The 16,158-nt window shown below is 43.4% G+C and carries 17 protein-coding genes; 11 read left to right on the top strand and 6 right to left on the bottom strand.

Annotation, left to right across the window (positions count from 1 at the left end; translation table 11 throughout):
- Positions 1-12 precede the first annotated feature (12 nt).
- Positions 13-1,242, bottom strand: a complete 1,230-nt coding sequence (locus tag L7A31_RS13345; RefSeq protein ID WP_237362278.1) for a thiolase family protein — start codon at positions 1,240-1,242, stop codon at positions 13-15.
- Between the two features lie 209 nt (positions 1,243-1,451).
- Here L7A31_RS13345 and L7A31_RS13350 point away from each other — a divergent pair, with 209 nt between their 5' ends.
- The 6 genes from L7A31_RS13350 to L7A31_RS13375 are packed head-to-tail and all read left to right on the top strand — an operon-like array spanning position 1,452 to position 6,848.
- Positions 1,452-1,856 (top strand): MerR family transcriptional regulator, encoded by a 405-nt coding sequence (locus L7A31_RS13350; RefSeq protein WP_237362279.1) that lies wholly within the window; start codon positions 1,452-1,454, stop codon positions 1,854-1,856.
- Positions 1,857-1,883: 27 nt separating this feature from the next.
- A complete protein-coding gene (locus L7A31_RS13355) occupies positions 1,884-3,053 on the top strand; it encodes an isovaleryl-CoA dehydrogenase (protein WP_237362280.1) in 1,170 nt (389 codons plus the stop codon).
- Positions 3,054-3,084: 31 nt separating this feature from the next.
- Entirely contained in the window at positions 3,085-4,689 is a 1,605-nt protein-coding gene (locus L7A31_RS13360; RefSeq protein WP_237362281.1) for a carboxyl transferase domain-containing protein, read from the top strand.
- A 10-nt stretch (positions 4,690-4,699) separates the two neighbouring features.
- Entirely contained in the window at positions 4,700-5,524 is an 825-nt protein-coding gene (locus L7A31_RS13365; RefSeq protein WP_237362282.1) for an enoyl-CoA hydratase-related protein, read from the top strand.
- A 4-nt stretch (positions 5,525-5,528) separates the two neighbouring features.
- The gene (locus tag L7A31_RS13370; protein ID WP_237362283.1) at positions 5,529-6,434 is read left to right on the top strand and encodes a hydroxymethylglutaryl-CoA lyase; all 906 of its coding nucleotides are present in this window, start codon (positions 5,529-5,531) and stop codon (positions 6,432-6,434) included.
- A 24-nt stretch (positions 6,435-6,458) separates the two neighbouring features.
- Positions 6,459-6,848 (top strand): acyl-CoA thioesterase, encoded by a 390-nt coding sequence (locus L7A31_RS13375; protein WP_237362284.1) that lies wholly within the window; start codon positions 6,459-6,461, stop codon positions 6,846-6,848.
- Between the two features lie 120 nt (positions 6,849-6,968).
- Here L7A31_RS13375 and L7A31_RS13380 read toward each other — a convergent pair whose 3' ends face one another.
- On the bottom strand, positions 6,969-7,259 hold the full coding sequence (locus L7A31_RS13380) for a putative quinol monooxygenase (protein ID WP_237362285.1): 291 nt from the start codon (positions 7,257-7,259) through the stop codon (positions 6,969-6,971).
- A 163-nt stretch (positions 7,260-7,422) separates the two neighbouring features.
- Between L7A31_RS13380 and L7A31_RS13385 the strand changes: the two genes are divergently transcribed.
- Complete coding sequence (locus L7A31_RS13385) at positions 7,423-8,346, top strand: LysR family transcriptional regulator (protein WP_237362286.1); 924 nt, start codon at positions 7,423-7,425, stop codon at positions 8,344-8,346.
- A 107-nt stretch (positions 8,347-8,453) separates the two neighbouring features.
- On the opposite strand, the gene L7A31_RS13390 is transcribed toward L7A31_RS13385, so the two are convergent.
- Both L7A31_RS13390 and L7A31_RS13395 read right to left on the bottom strand, forming a co-directional pair.
- The gene (locus L7A31_RS13390) at positions 8,454-9,140 is read right to left on the bottom strand and encodes a hypothetical protein (RefSeq protein WP_237362287.1); all 687 of its coding nucleotides are present in this window, start codon (positions 9,138-9,140) and stop codon (positions 8,454-8,456) included.
- A 227-nt stretch (positions 9,141-9,367) separates the two neighbouring features.
- Complete coding sequence (locus L7A31_RS13395) at positions 9,368-9,589, bottom strand: VF530 family protein (protein ID WP_005472135.1); 222 nt, start codon at positions 9,587-9,589, stop codon at positions 9,368-9,370.
- Positions 9,590-9,738: 149 nt separating this feature from the next.
- Here L7A31_RS13395 and L7A31_RS13400 point away from each other — a divergent pair, with 149 nt between their 5' ends.
- From L7A31_RS13400 to L7A31_RS13410, 3 genes are all read left to right on the top strand, one after another.
- Positions 9,739-10,341, top strand: a complete 603-nt coding sequence (locus tag L7A31_RS13400) for a DJ-1/PfpI family protein (RefSeq protein WP_237362288.1) — start codon at positions 9,739-9,741, stop codon at positions 10,339-10,341.
- A 182-nt stretch (positions 10,342-10,523) separates the two neighbouring features.
- Positions 10,524-10,940, top strand: coding sequence for a VOC family protein (locus L7A31_RS13405; protein ID WP_237362289.1), 417 nt, complete (start codon positions 10,524-10,526; stop codon positions 10,938-10,940).
- A gap of 49 nt (positions 10,941-10,989) precedes the next feature.
- Complete coding sequence (locus L7A31_RS13410; protein WP_237362290.1) at positions 10,990-11,535, top strand: DinB family protein; 546 nt, start codon at positions 10,990-10,992, stop codon at positions 11,533-11,535.
- Between the two features lie 74 nt (positions 11,536-11,609).
- On the opposite strand, the gene L7A31_RS13415 is transcribed toward L7A31_RS13410, so the two are convergent.
- Together L7A31_RS13415 and L7A31_RS13420 are read right to left on the bottom strand one after the other, a co-directional pair.
- Positions 11,610-13,049 carry an ATP-binding cassette domain-containing protein gene (locus tag L7A31_RS13415; protein WP_237362291.1) on the bottom strand — a complete coding sequence of 480 codons (1,440 nt, stop codon included), beginning with the start codon at positions 13,047-13,049 and terminating at the stop codon, positions 11,610-11,612.
- Positions 13,050-13,377: 328 nt separating this feature from the next.
- Positions 13,378-13,692, bottom strand: coding sequence for a hypothetical protein (locus L7A31_RS13420; RefSeq protein WP_237362292.1), 315 nt, complete (start codon positions 13,690-13,692; stop codon positions 13,378-13,380).
- A gap of 718 nt (positions 13,693-14,410) precedes the next feature.
- On the opposite strand from L7A31_RS13420, the gene L7A31_RS13425 reads away from it, so the two are divergent.
- Positions 14,411-16,144 carry an ABC transporter permease gene (locus tag L7A31_RS13425; RefSeq protein ID WP_237362293.1) on the top strand — a complete coding sequence of 578 codons (1,734 nt, stop codon included), beginning with the start codon at positions 14,411-14,413 and terminating at the stop codon, positions 16,142-16,144.
- The last annotated feature ends 14 nt before the right edge of the window (positions 16,145-16,158 follow it).

Raw genomic sequence — 16,158 nt, forward strand, 5'->3', positions numbered from 1 at the left:
ACTTCTCATCCTTTACTCTTCGACAGGTATCTCTATGCCTACAGCGGTTGCTTCACCGCCTCCGACACAAAGCGAGGCAATACCACGCAATACTTTTTTCTTAGAACTATCGCCATCAACACCTAAAGCTTGTAGCTGGCGCAAACTATGAATGAGTGTGACCAAAATTCTTGCTCCACTGGCACCGATAGGATGTCCGAGAGCGCAAGCGCCACCCTTCACATTCACTTTGTTTTTGTTTAACCCCAATTGACTCACAGCAATCTGCGTTACCACAGCAAACGCTTCGTTAATTTCCCACAAATCGACTTCTTCAATGGCCCAATCAAGCTTCGAGAGCAGGTGTTCTATGGCATATACTGGCGCAATGGTAAATTCGGCAGGCTCACGTGCATGTGTAGCGTGGCCTTTTATAATGGCGAGAGGCTTAAGACCTTGTTTCTTTGCAGCATCTGCATCCATTAAGATAAGAGCCGCTGCACCGTCTGAGATAGCACTAGAGTTGGCGGCTGTCACCGTACCTTGTTTGGCGAATGCTGGTTTAAGTTTGGGAATTTTGTCTGGATTGATTGTTGGAGGCAGCTCATCATAATTGAATCGCTCTTGAGATTTTTTCTTCTTGTTGGATAAATTGATTGGCTCAATTTCATCATCGAATAAATGCTGTTCTTGCGCATCTAGGGCTCTTTGCACAGATAGCGCGGCCCATTCATCCATTTGCTCTCGACTAAACTCAAGCTTGTCGGCAATTTGCTGAGCATAAACACCCATTAGCTCGCCTTCATAAGCATCTTGTAAGCCGTCCAAAAACATGTGGTCTTCGGTAGTCTTGTGCCCCATACGCATGCCATTGCGAGCATCTTTAAGCAGATACGGTGCATTGGTCATGCTTTCCATACCTCCAGCAACGGCGCTTGAAATTGAACCGGCTTTTATCAGGTCGTGCGCTAACATGACCGTTTTCATGCCCGAGCCACAAACTTTATTTAAGGTGCTGCAAGGCACTGATTTTGGAAGTTCTGCACCAAGTGCCGCTTGTCTTGCTGGCGCTTGCCCACAGCCAGCAGGTAAGACACATCCCATCATCACTTCATCAATACTTTGAGGAGACAACGAAATGCTGTCTATCGCGCTTCGAATTGCTATCGAGCCAAGTTCGGGAGCTGAGTATGGCTGGAGTTTTCCTTGAAAACACCCAAGAGGTGTACGCTTGGCTGAGACTACCCAGATGGCCTTATCCATTTTGTGCCCTCATTCTGAAATATACTGTTTCGCCGCTTGACGTTTACGTAAGCATAGCACTAACATTAACGTAAACGTAAAGAAATAAAATAATTACATCAATTTATTTTTATTTGTGAATGTCATCATCTTTTTACACTGGCTACAGCAGTAGTAAATACGCAATACCGTGCGATATAGAATGACATCATTTGGGGGAACATTATTCAGTGGAAACTTTTAAAATTAGTGACTTAGCCAAAGAATTCGAAGTGACGACAAGAAGTATTCGCTTCTATGAAGAACAAGGTCTAATTCACCCGACTCGAAATGGGAAGATTCGCGTCTATCAACGTAGAGACAAGATCCGTTTGAAGCTAATCCTAAGGGGTAAGCGTCTTGGATTCTCGCTGGATGAAATTCGCGAGCTATTTGAGCTTTACGACACTAACCAATGTGATACCCAACTGATTAAAATGCTGGATATCATTGATGAGAAGCAACAACAGCTACAGCGACAGCTGAAAGATATTGATGTCGTCATGCAAGAATTAAACAACGCACGTGAACGTTGCGTGCAAGCACTTAACCGCAGTGAAGAAGACAAAAATACCAATAACAAGAAAGCATCTTAACTAACGATTCGACTCCTTGGAGGCGTCATGAAGGATTGCTATACCCCACTTAATTTCGGTCTTGATGAAACAGTAAGAATGTTGCGAGAGCATGTGAACACATTTGCGTTGGAACATATCGCCCCAATCGCAGCAGAAGTTGATAAAAATAATGAGTTTCCAAATCACCTTTGGGCTCTTATGGGAGATATGGGCCTGCTTGGCGTCACCATAGATGAGCAATACGGCGGAGCAAACATGGGCTACCTAGCTCATGTCATCGCAATGGAGGAAATAAGCCGAGCATCGGCTTCGGTTGCACTCAGTTACGGCGCTCATTCCAATTTGTGCGTCAATCAGATATATCGCAATGGCTCTGAAGAACAAAAAGCGAAATATTTACCCAAGTTGATTGATGGCAGTTACGTTGGCGCGCTGGCAATGAGTGAGCCAAATGCTGGCTCTGACGTCGTTAGCATGCAGCTAAAAGCGGATTTAGTCGGTGACGAATTCGTCCTAAATGGCAGCAAAATGTGGATCACCAACGGCCCTGATGCCGACGTTGTCGTGGTTTATGCCAAAACCGACCCAAACAAAAAAGCCCATGGCATCACAGCGTTTATTGTTGAAAAGCAATTTGCTGGATTTAGCCATGCGCAAAAGCTCGATAAGCTTGGGATGCGCGGCTCAAATACATGCGAGCTAGTGTTTGAAAACTGCCGCGTACCTAAGAGCAATGTATTAGGAGAAATCAACCAAGGCGTTAAAGTGCTAATGAGCGGGCTAGATTATGAACGAGTCGTACTCGCTGGCGGCCCGCTAGGCATTATGCAAGCATGTTTAGATTTGGTGGTTCCCTACATTCATGACCGCAAGCAATTTGGTCAATCCATAGGTGAATTTCAGTTAGTACAAGCCAAAATTGCCGATATGTATACCCAAAGTAATGCAGCTAGAGCTTATGTATATGCCGTTGCAGCCGCTTGTGATCGTGGTGAAACCACAAGGAAAGATTCTGCTGGTGTGATTCTGTACAGTGCTGAACTCGCCACAAAAGTTGCCTTGGACACAATACAGCTGCTTGGCGGCAATGGTTATATCAACGAATTTCCAGCAGGAAGGCTTCTACGCGACGCCAAACTATATGAAATAGGCGCTGGCACTTCAGAAATCAGACGAATGCTTATCGGACGTGAACTGTTCGATGAATCTCGATAAGACTTATTAACGATTAGATTTAGGATAAACCATGACTGTTCTCCAATCTAAAGTAAAAAAAGATTCGCCGTTGTATCAAAAGAACCAGCAAGCAATGCAAGAGCTTGTCCATACTCTTTACGCTGATATTGAGACTATCAGGCAAGGTGGCGGTGCATCAGCAATTGAACGTCAGCGCAAAAAAGGCAAACTGCCTGTTCGAGAACGAATTGCATGTATCTTAGACAAAGGTTCAACGTTTTTAGAGGTTGGCCAATTTGCCGCTTGGGATGTCTATGATGAGTCAATACCATGTGCAGGCGTCGTAGCTGGAATCGGAAAAATCGAAGGTATTGAGTGTATGATTCTCGCCAACGATCCTTCTGTTAAAGGCGGTACCTACTACCCTCTCACTGTCAAAAAGCACCTTCGTGCTCAAGAAATTGCCGAACGATGCCACCTGCCTTGTGTCTATTTAGTTGACTCTGGCGGAGCTAACCTTCCCCACCAAGCGGAAGTTTTCCCCGACAAAGATCATTTTGGCCGAATCTTCTTCAACCAAGCCAGAATGTCTGCCAAAGGCATTCCTCAAATCGCAGTTGTGCTAGGCCCATGTACCGCTGGCGGGGCGTATATACCTGCGATGGCTGATGTATCCATCATTGTAAAGCAGCAAGGAACTATCTTTTTGGCCGGGCCGCCTCTAGTCAAAGCAGCGACAGGTGAAGTTGTAACTGATGAAGAGTTAGGTGGCGCCGATGTGCATTGTAAAAAGTCTGGCGTCGCAGATTACTACGCTAATAACGAAAATCATGCCTTTACTCTAGCAAGGCAAGCAGTCTCAAATATCAACCAACAGCCTTCAAATGCCGCCACAACCAAAGTGTTAGAGCCAAGGTACGACGCAGAAGAAATCTATGGCGTCGTCAATGCCGACCTACGTTTGTCTTTCGATGTTCGAGAGGTTATCGCTCGCATTGTTGATGATTCTGACTTCGATGAGTTTAAAGCGCTTTATGGACAAACATTGGTTTGTGGGTTTGCTCGGTTATATGGGCAGCAAATCGGGATTGTCGCCAACAACGGTATATTGTTTTCTGAGTCGTCACAAAAAGGGGCTCACTTCATTGAGCTGTGCGCCAAAAGAAAGATTCCGCTACTTTTTCTACAAAATATCACCGGGTTTATGGTGGGTAAAAAGTACGAAGAAGAAGGTATTGCAAAACACGGTGCCAAACTGGTAATGGCGGTCGCCTGCGCTGATGTACCAAAATTTACCGTCATTATTGGTGGCTCTTACGGCGCAGGGAACTACGGCATGTGCGGCAGAGCCTATGACCCAACGATGATTTGGATGTGGCCAAATGCCCGAATCTCAGTAATGGGAGGTGAGCAAGCTGCCGGAGTCCTTAGCCAAGTAAAAAACGATATCAAGGCGCGGCAAGGCGAAACGTGGTCTGATGCCGAACAAAGTGAATTTAAGCAATCAATCGTTGCAACATATGAAAGTCAGGGCCATCCTTATTATGCAAGTGCACGTTTATGGGATGATGGCATTATTGATCCTAAAACAACACGAACAGTATTAGGACAAGCATTAACAGCGTCACTAAGAGCGCCAATCCCTGAAAGCCAATTCGGTATTTTCAGGATGTAGGAGAATCGATATGCCTGACATTCACAACCCTCAACTCGAGCACGTGTTGTGCCATATCGATGAGCTTGGTATTGCGTCTCTAACTCTCAACAGAAAGGACAAAAGCAACGCCTTTGATGACGAGATGATTCAGCTGCTCATTCAGCATTTACGCATGCTAAGAAATGAACCATCGGTGAAATGCCTGACGATACACGCAGAGGGAAAGCATTTTTCAGCCGGTGCAGATCTTAACTGGATGAAATCTATGGCAGACAAAAGCTATAGTGAAAATCTCAAAGATGCCGAGCAATTAGCCGCCTTAATGAATGAACTCGATACCTTCCCCCACCCGACTATCGCGTTGGTGCATGGCTGCGCGTTTGGAGGGGCGCTTGGCCTCATTTGTTGCTCAGATATTGCCGTAGCAACGGTTGATTCGACATTTTGCTTTAGCGAAGTAAAGCTGGGGCTGATTCCGGCAACTATCGGGCCATATGTATGCAGGGCAATCGGTACCCGCCAAGCAAGACGATACATGCTGACCAGTGAGCATTTTGATAGCACCACAGCCCTTCAGCTTGGGCTGATACACAAAGTCGTCAATTCGCTGCACAAACAAGATGAATACCTTAAAGAGTTGACCCAGTTAATTCTAGGCAACAGCCCCGAAGCAGTAAGGCAAACTAAAGCTTTATGCCTTCGCTGTGAAAAAGATCCGATCAATGAGGAGCTTATTCAATTCACCAGCCAGCTCATCGCTGATGCTCGTGTATCGGAACAAGGCCAAGAAGGCCTTCATGCATTTTTTGAAAAGCGCTACCCAAACTGGGTGAGCACACAGAAAGAGCACTGAGACAATGAGCGCTACAAACAAATACCCCGAAAAAGTAACCATAGTTGAAATGGGTGCTAGAGACGGTTTGCAAAACGAACGCGTTGTCTCCACTAACGCTAAAATCAACTTAATTGAACAGTTATCAGAAACTGGACTGTCTCATATCGAAGTGGGTTCTTTTGTTTCCCCAAAATGGGTGCCACAGATGGCAGATTCCAAAGCCGTTATGGAGCGGATGATACGCGAGCCAAATGTTATCTACTCAGCACTCACGCCCAATTTACAAGGCTTCGAAAAGGCTATGGAGTCCGGTGTTGATCAGGTCGCTATTTTCACTTCAGCTTCTGAAGGTTTTTGCCAAAACAATATTAACTGCTCGATTTCGGAAAGCCTTGAGCGATTTGCTCCAATAATGGAACAAGCCAAACAACAAAACATTCCGGTACGAGGATACTTATCCTGTGTTGTCGATTGCCCCTATGATGGCCCTACGTCCCCAGAGCAAGTTGCTTCTGTGGCTAAAGATTTACTCGACTTAGGCTGCTATGAGATTTCTCTAGGCGACACTATCGGAACCGGAACGCCTCAACGCGTGAGCAATATGATTCAGGCAGTACACAAACAAATTCCAATAAGCCAATTAGCCGTTCACTTTCATGATACGTGGGGCCAAGCACTGGCTAATATACATCAAGCGATCACTATGGGTATCACTGTTATCGATACCAGTGTCGCAGGTTTAGGTGGCTGCCCTTATGCTAAAGGTGCATCAGGCAATGTGGCGACGGAAGATGTGCTCTACATGTGCCAAGGGCTAGGCATTGAGACAGGTGTTGATTTAAACAAAGTTGCCCAAGCTGGCTGGGCAATTTGTAAAAACTTAAACAAACAACCTAGCTCTAAAGTTTCTCTTGCATTAAGACCTTAAACTCAAACACCGATAGGCTCGAATATGTTTCAAACTACGATTTTTCCGCGTTTTACCGACACTGATGCGCTTGGCCATATCAATAACACTGCTTTTGCCATCTGGTTCGAAGAGGCAAGGCTACCTATTTTCGAGATTTTCCATCCGACTTTAGAGGTGAAGAGTTGGCCTTTGATTATTGCTCGCATCGAGATTGATTTACTCGCTCAAACCTACTGGGGCAAAGACGTTGAAATTCGTACTTTTATCGAAAAGGTCGGCAACTCGTCTTGTCACTTACGCCACGAGGCTTGGCAAGAAGGGAATAAAGTAGCAAAAGGACTAGCGATACTGATCTATTTTGACTACGTAAGTAATCAATCTAAAACCATTGAAGAGCATATCCGTCAGCAACTTTTGCAACATCAGCAATAGAGTCAAATGAACGAAAGCCAGCGAGAGAACGCTGGCTTTTTAAACTGTCATAAATCTCAGCTATCGCGTAAAGTTTTTAAACTACCGCTGAAGGCGACTGATCCGAATATTAATTAGCCCCTAGCCGATTTGAGTCATTTCGTTGAGCGTAAAGCTTGCCACACAACCTTCCGTTGCTTTCATATACTCAGCTAGATGCTGATTGTTCATGTGAACTTGCCAAAGCTCACGTGAAGACCAGTTTTCATAGAACATGAAATGAGCTGGGTTGTCATTGTCTTGGTGAAGGTCGTAGTTGATGCAACCCTCTTCAGCACGAGTTATTTCAATCAGTTTTAGCAGTTCGTTTTTTACATGTTCGATTTGATCTTCATTGGCAACGATATTCGCAACGATAGTTAACTTAGCCATAATGGACTCCTAAATTTTGTAATTAGTAAGCTCTAGTTTTGAACAAGAGCAGAGTTGGCATGAGATGCATAATAGTGCGGTCATTATTAATGATAAACAGGCTATAATTTGAAATATTATCAAATATATTTTGACAATAAGGTTAAATTAGAAAGGTTTCATCATGCAGATTGAGGATTTGTTGATTATTTTAAAGGTCGCAGAGTTTCGCAGTATCACTGCTGCTGCAACCAGCCTAGATATGCGCACCGCAACGGCCAGCGCAGCTATTAAGCGGGTTGAAGCATCTTTAGGAGCAGAGCTATTCATTCGCACTACCCGCAGTTTGAAGATATCAGCCGCAGGAGAAAGATTCCTCCCTCAGTGTGAAGAAGCGTTAAAGATGCTTGAAAAAGCAAAGATGAACCTGCAGGAAGATCTCGGCATTATTGACGGTACGATCCGCATTGCTCTTTCATCCGATTTGGGTAGAAATATTGTTGCGCCTTGGCTGGATGAGTTTTTGTTGCAATACCCAAACGTTTCACTCAGTGCACATATCAGTGACAGCAATGTCGATTTCTATCGGGATTCGGTTGATATGGCACTGCGCTACGGCGCTCCAACAGATGCCAGTATGTACGGTTTTAAAATTTGTGACGTACCCAGAGTGCTCTGCGCCAGCCCTGAATATTTAAACGAAAATGGCACTCCGACAACACCGGATGAATTGTTAAACCACAATGCCTTGTGTTATCAGCTTCATGACATTCTTCAAAACGAGTGGGTATTTAGTGAAGAAAAGCGCAGTCATAAAGTCAAGCTAACCAGCAATCGAGGCTCTAACGATGGCGACCTTGTTCGGCGTTGGTGCGTTAGCGGCAAAGGCATTGCCATAAAATCCAGTCTTGATATGTCACAAGACCTTTTGGCTGGCAAGGTGGTAGCAATAATGCCAACCTACAAACCCACACCAACCGAGCTTTGGTTAGTTCTGCCAAGCCGCCAATCTATAACTCCGACCGTTAGACTGCTCAGAGATATGTTAAGAGATAAGACCAAGCAAACACTTGAGAAATTAAATAGTACGGGCATTGTGGAATGTTAAGGTGTAAGCACTCTAACGCTGTACTCAATTTGGACACCGTAAACACTGAACTAAACCCAAATTAAATATGACAAGCCTGATGGATCACTCTTAACTGTTTATTGAGTTTATTTTGCGTAGAAAATGTCACTCAATATTCCTTGCTCATGCAGTTCAATACATATATCTAATGCCTTGTTCATTCTAGCTTCAAACTCTCCTTGGATATGCTCAAACAGCAAGACACACACATGTATTGTTGTAACAACTAAATCACACAGCCTATCCTTGGCTTTTGATGAAATACCCATTACTACTTCCTTGGTATCATGATTTGGGCTTGAATATGCGCCTAAAACGCCTTGGTAATTTGGATGTGACGTTTCTGAGAGACTGTCATATAGAGCTCTGAAGTCAGGGTCCAGCCTTTTCGCCACTTGATCAATACACGTTAGGACGTTGATCATATCAGGAAACTCATCATCTCCTTTCCATCCAATGCTCAAGCGATGCATTGTATTTAATAACCTTACTAAATCATGATCTTTTTCAAAGGTTTCCAACTTAAAGCTCAAATACGCAATGACTGCAAATGACTCTTGTGCGGCTCTTGCGGATACGACAGCGGCAACATAGTTACCGCTTTTAGATAGTAATACCGAGCTTTCACACAGCTCTATGAACCTGTGAAGCACCGCTTCGCGATAACAATCGATATTAAAAGTGGGACGATAGGCTAAATCAACTCTTAAGGGAGTTACTTTTTCCCTTTTTATAGACTTAACTAACTCAATAACCTTTACTACAGTTTCCATTTTGCGAATCGCCTGAATACAAACTTAACATTCTGAATAACAGATCGGCGCGTTTCCCTGCCTATCTAACTTGCAATCAAGCTACCATAAAGCATTAAAAAATAAAGTATAAACATCATATTTCGCATTCTGATTTCACATAAAACGAGCCTGCACGTTACCAGTTGTTTAACCGCGTGCGTTATCTTAGGAAAAGTAACGTCCATGCTACGATTAGATATGATTCTCTACTTACAGAAGGTGTCGATATACAGAGCTTCAACTTTGTCTCTTGCCCATTGCGTTCTGCGTAAGAACTTTAGCGATGACTTGATTGATGGGTTATTGTAAAAGCAGTTGATTTGAATTTCTGCATCCAACCCCTCCCAACCGTAGTGCTCTTGTAAACGCACGAGGATTTTCTCTAAAGTCAAACCATGTAACGGGTTATTCGGTTGCTCTTGGCTCATTGGGGTTCCTAGTAGAAATAATTTTAATGGGAGTTTATCAGACTTGAAGTAAACAGTTTCAGCTTTTGCTCTCGTGAGCTTAAACATGACAACAGAAATTCGGATATTATTTAAACACTCCATCAAATGACAAAGCAACGAGTGAACATATGAAAATAGGCGTATTACTATTTAATCAATTCGAACTACTTGACGTCTTCGGCCCTCTCGAAATGCTAGGGCATGTTGAAGATATTTCGATAGAACTCGTGGCCCAAGAGATTGGCCCTATTAAATCAGCGCAGGGCCCGTGTGCTTATGCTCAAACAAACCTCGATAGTGCATCCCAATATGACGTTCTGCTTGTCCCAGGAGGGATCGGGACGCGAGAAATGGTGAATGATCAACCGACATTAGACTGGATAGCTAAGCAAGCTGAAAAAGCACGCTATATCACTTCAGTTTGTACTGGAAGTGCATTGCTTGCAAAAAGTGGCGTACTTGCAAACAAACAAGCTACAACCAACAAAATGGCGTTTCATTGGGTGGTGTCGCAAGGCCCGAACACGAATTGGATTACCAAAGCTCGCTGGGTCAAAGATGGCAATATCTACACCTCTTCGGGTGTTTCGGCTGGGACAGATATGGCGTTAGCATTTATTGCCGATATATGGGGAGAGAGCAAAGCCAGAGAGATTGCAAACCTAGCGGAGTATGAATGGAATGATGATTCCACTCATGACTGCTTTGCGCAAAAATATGGATTGGAATAGCCTCCCTTTTGTTCGAACAAGCTCAGCTCGATTCGGGCAATTACCATACTAGCATCTTTAAGCGTAAGAATTCGCAAAAGCGTGTTAGATTGAGTTTGACTGCAGTATAAATGTCGCTGGCATTATTTATAATTGCCTTCGCACTCGAGCAAATATAGTTAATGGATTATTAAGGAAGAATTGTGAACAGTTTTCACTATGCATTTAAAGTAAAGGATCTCAAAAGCACACGTCAATTCTATGTGGATATGCTAGGTTGCAAGGAAGGTCGTTCGACAGAAACCTGGATCGATTTCGACTTTTTCGGCCACCAGCTGTCAGCTCATATTAGCGCAAACATACCGGAGCTGGATTACTGTGGGCTTGTAGATGGCATTGAAGTGCCCATTCCCCATTTCGGTTGTGTATTGACTGATGATCAATTTGAACAAGTTCAACAGGTTTTCGAAAGCAACAATATTGATTTTATCGTTAAGCCTCAGGTTAGATACAAAGATAGTGTCGGCCAACAGAAAACCATGTTTGTGTTGGATTACAGTGGCAACCCTATCGAATTTAAGTCGATGAAAAATGAAAGTGAGCTATTTTCAGCTTCCTAAGCACTTTCGAATCTACTTCATTTATAGCGTTATTTGCTAAAGGATTAAAATGAACCTTTCTTCAAACTTCAGAATGCTAGCGCGCTACAACCAGCGTATGAATCAACAATTGCTGGCGGTATGTGAGCAGCTATCTTCAGATCAGCTTCAGGAGCAAACGCATTCGTTTTTTCCAAATGTTATGGCCTACTGGAATCACATAATGTTTGGTGACTTAATTATGCTTCAGCGCCTAATCGCAAATGATTTAGTAAGCCTCGATAAAAGCTCGTTGGCAGGTTTACCTGTCGCAAAGTCGGTCAATGATACCTTCGTATCCACCATCAATGAACTGAGAATACTTAGGACACAAGTAGACGACGTGTATTTGCAAATCGCACAAAGTCTTACCGATGCAACTTGCTCAAAAGTAGTCAAATACACCACAACCGAAGGGGAAAGAATTGAGAGAAATGTAGGTGAGTTTCTCCAACATATTTTCAATCATCAAACCCACCACCGTGGCCAGCTGACGTGTATATTGAGTCAGTTTGGTTTGGACTTTGGCTGCACCGATCTACCTGTGATCGTTCCTGAAGGATATCAAGCCCAATAAAGTGAGCATTGCTTCTCTAGGGCCTTTTAACTACATCTAAAAGTTTCGAAGAGGCTCCCCTCTTCGAAACTTGTTCACTCTTCCACCAACATATTGTTTTCAACAGTGATTCTCCGGCTACAATTTATACGCTCAAGAAAGTGAGTATCATGGGATATAATCAATAAGGTCCCAGGGTATTGCTCAATAACGCAGGCAACATGCTCCTTCGTTTCCATATCTAAATTGTTGGTTACTTCGTCCAAAATGAGTAGCTTAGGAGTAAGTGTCGAAAGCAAACAAAGCGACAACCTTACTTTCTCACCACCAGACAGAACACGAATAGGCTTAAACACCTCTTCGTTTTTCCTAAACAAGAACTCGTTCAGTTTGTGCCTGATATCCTGGTCTATCCATTTGGGCTGAACTTGCTTGACACTTTCATACACCGTTAGGTTTTCATCTAAATTGGCATACTTTTGGTCTAAATAACCAATGTCATTGGGACGAATCAGCTCCCAATCGCCAGAGGTGCAAATACTAGGGTGCGAGATCAAGGCCTTTAAGAATGATGTTTTACCCGAGCCATTTTTCCCTTGTAAGATAATGCGATCACCAGACATGACCTTTAAGTTGATGTTGTTAACTATCGCTGATGCTTTCGCTTCACCCTCACCTTTATATCGGAGTTGGCCGTCAGAAATAGTGATGATGTTCCCTTTGGATACTGAGAACTTGCCTAGCTCAAAGCTGGGTTTGATTTCCTCAACGAAATGAAGATCCTTTAGCTTCTGTTTTAGTGCCTGCTGATTTTGTACCAATGCAGCCTTGTTTTTATTTGCAGTCGTATTGCCACGATCTGTCTTTGCCTTGCTAACGACTGTCGCCCACTTACGATTATCGATACTCTTCTGACCTTGTGACTTACTGCTCGCTGCACGCTTTTGCTCTTTCATTAACTTCAGGTGCGCTTGCTTTTTCTCCCTATCTATTTGATCGACCTGTTTCAAAAGGTGGTTTTTCTTGTGAAGTTTCTCCTGTTGATAGTCATCATAACGACCTTTAAATATATGAATCCGACCGGAATCAATCTCCCAAATGGTATTGGCAATGCTATTTATAAAAGCCACGTCATGAGTCACAATGATGAGTATCCCGTAGAAATACTTCAGCATGTTAATCAGGCTTTTTCTGTTGTCAGCATCTAAATGGTTAGTCGGCTCATCCAGAATTAATACGTTTGGGAAGTTTGATAATGCTTTAGACAAGCGCTTGTTAAAGCTTTGCGCGCCACTTAGCCCAGTATGTAAGTTATCTAATTGGCTTACATAGCTTAGAATGGTGCTATCTGAGCATTGGATTGTCCCCTCAGTAGGCTCTATTTCACCTAGTATGGCTTTCAGTAAGCTTGTTTTACCACTACCATTGCGACCAATAATCGCAATGCGGTCACCTTCATTCACTTGCGCTGTAAATGAGCTAAAGAGCTCTTTGGATTGAGTAGATAAGCCAAAATTTTTAAATTGGATATGCATAATGCCTCCGAATAACAGGGCATAATTCAGCACAGCTTAAATAGATTTATTCGTTTGAGTTCAGGCTATTCTAAAATAGCTGATGGAAAAAATGGTATTGAAAGATCATTAAGCTACGCCTACTAACCCTGAGATCAATTTTAAATGGTTTGATGATTTAAATATGAAAACAGGTGTTATTTGTTCATGCTGCGTAGCTTCCTTCTTAGGAATTGGGGGAGTAAGTTCACCTAGTGGACAATACCGATTGTTTGTTCTGCTTGCAATACTACCGCGTCAAAGTGTTGTAAATATACACCGAATGCATTGCTAGAGTCGCTGTTGGAGCTCAAAGCTTTTCTTGGCCTTTTAACTTTTCCATCAAATTTGTCCAATCATTTGAGCCTATCTTCATGTCACCACCACGTTTGACTTGCACACCTTCCATAGACTCAATATCGCGCGTCACTTGTGCATACGCATCATCCGCATTGCTCGCCTGACATATAGAGCGCAGATACGTTCTACCGTTTGCCATCAAAGGCTCATAGTCATAAACGCCTGCTTGTGTGCATTTCTCTGCAAAAGCAAGAAGCTTCTCATCCGTTTCAAGGTTTCGGCCTGTTATTTCAACTTCAAACGTATAGGTTTTCATTTCTTGCATGTTCTTCTCGCTAGTCTGTTGCTGTTACCGAATCCCTGATGTTCTTCTATCAAAATATTCGATTCTATTGAGTATTTTATATGATGCGTTTGCACCATGTGTAGCATTAGTTTCAAAGACTTTACTCGGTTAGACCCTGTTGGGGAGCATCGCTTGTTTGAGGACTCTACTCCTATACGAATTGGCTATCGATTGCTCTCCAATTTTTAACGTGAATACAAAGTTGATTTCCCTATACAACACAAGAAAATAGTGCTACATTTCCGCCTCAAATTACGGGGCCCACCACCATATAAAGAAGTCATGGGTATGCATTTATTTAACAATTCATTGTCGAATAAAGGACTTTCCAGCCTAGGAGAGGGCTTCACCGTTGCAATAAAAACTTCATATAGCAAACGTACTATTCAAAGCGCACCGAGTATAGATACCCGATTTGAGTGCTATTACCATAACGTACAACCTCTAAACCCTCCGAGTTGATCCGCTCTTTCTCGAATGGTGAGTTGGTTTGATTGGCAAGAGCTTCGCCTCTTGGACAGATAACGCTCATATTTTGCTAGAAAGGGCATACAGATTCGCGCGAATTACTTGTTGTTCATATAATATCAACAGCTTAAATATTGCATTAGCGTCCATTTCGATGAGCGTTTCAGCGTGCAAAAAGTAATTTAAAATTTCCACCGCATTGACGACAGGCATTTCGGAGCTTTCAGCCATGCGTACATTGTATAGCCAACCATCAAACAGGTTACTTCCAAGTCAGTGGGACTTGTTTGCATTATTGCTCATTTTTACTTCATTGATTGCTCTATGTTGGGCAGGAGCCAATCTAGCTGGCCCTTTCAACATTGGCGACCAAATTGCGATTTCGCTAAGCCCTTGGGCTCTACCTGAATACGCACTGGAAACCGTACTGCGCATGTTTATCGCGTTGGCGTTATCCTTCGTATTCAGTTTCATTGTCGGCGTGATTGCCGCTAAAAGTGAACGTGCAGGTAAGATAATTATTCCTATTATTGATATTCTGCAGTCGGTTCCTATTCTTGGCTACTTGTCTATATTGATCATCTTTTTTGTCTCTCTTTTCCCAGGATCATTATTAGGCCCTCAGTTTGCCGCTATCTTTGCTGTATTCACATCTCAAGTGTGGAACATGACTTTGAGCTTTTACCAATCTCTTAGGACTGTGCCCAAAGAGCTACGTGAAGCTGCTGATATGTATCAGCTTTCTGGCTGGCAGAAGTTCTGGAAGATGGAAGTACCCTTCGCGATGCCGGGACTATTGTGGAACGCTATGATGTCGATGTCTGGCGGCTGGTTCTTCGTGGTTGCATCAGAAGCGATTTCAGTCGGTAACAAAGAAGTGATGCTACCGGGCATCGGTTCTTATATCCAACAAGCCATCAACACAAGCGATGTACCAGCAATGATATATGCCATCTTAGCGATGTTGGCCGTTATCTTGATGTACGACCAATTGCTGTTCCGCCCACTGGTCACTTGGTCTGAAAAGTTCGTTGTCTCTGACATGCCTTCAGAAGGCTCTAGCTCTTGGTTCCTAAGCCTTCTTAAAAGAGCACATTGGATGCAAGCGTTTTCAAACGTATGCGTGAATCAAGCCAATGCTTTCGTCAATATCAGCTACTTCAAACAGAAAGAATACAAGAAACCATCTCATCGGATGGCGGATATTGAATACAGCAAACTAAACAAAAGTTTATGGTATGGCCTACTTGCCGTGATGGGCGTGGTGTTTGCCTATTTCACTTGGAGCTTTATTTACAACGGTAAGGGCATTGGATTGCAAGAAACAATGCACGTACTGTTACTTGGTTTCTACACTGCTTTACGTGTTTTCTCACTCATTCTGCTTTGCTCGTGCATTTGGCTACCAGTTGGTATTTGGATAGGCTTACGCCCTCGCCTAGCGCAGAAAATACAACCTATCGCGCAAATTTTGGCGGCGTTTCCAGCGAACCTGTTTTTCCCAATCTTTATCATTGCCATCATTCATTTCAATTTGAATGTTGAGATCTGGTCTGCTCCACTCATGGTCTTGGGCACGCAATGGTACATTTTGTTTAACGTAATTGCTGGCGCTTCAGCGATTCCACAAGAACTCAAATTTGCTGCGCAAAACATGCAAATCAGCGGCTACGCCAAATGGTTTAAGTATCTTATCCCAGCCGTATTTCCATTCTATGTAACTGGCGCTATCGCAGCAGCTGGTGGCTCATGGAACGCAAGTATCGTTGCTGAAGTAATGGTTTGGGGCAACACCAAGCTTGTTGCAACTGGCCTTGGTGCTTACATTGCAGAAAATACCAGTACAGGTAACCTGCCAAAAATTGCACTTGGCGTACTGGTAATGTGCATATGGGTAACACTGTTTAACCGAGTATTCTGGCGCAGGCTTTACCGCTACGCTGAAACACGTTTCCGCTACTAGCTCGAACAAATTGT

Origin of the sequence: Vibrio marisflavi CECT 7928 (assembly GCF_921294215.1) — a bacterium.
GTDB lineage: Bacteria > Pseudomonadota > Gammaproteobacteria > Enterobacterales > Vibrionaceae > Vibrio > Vibrio marisflavi.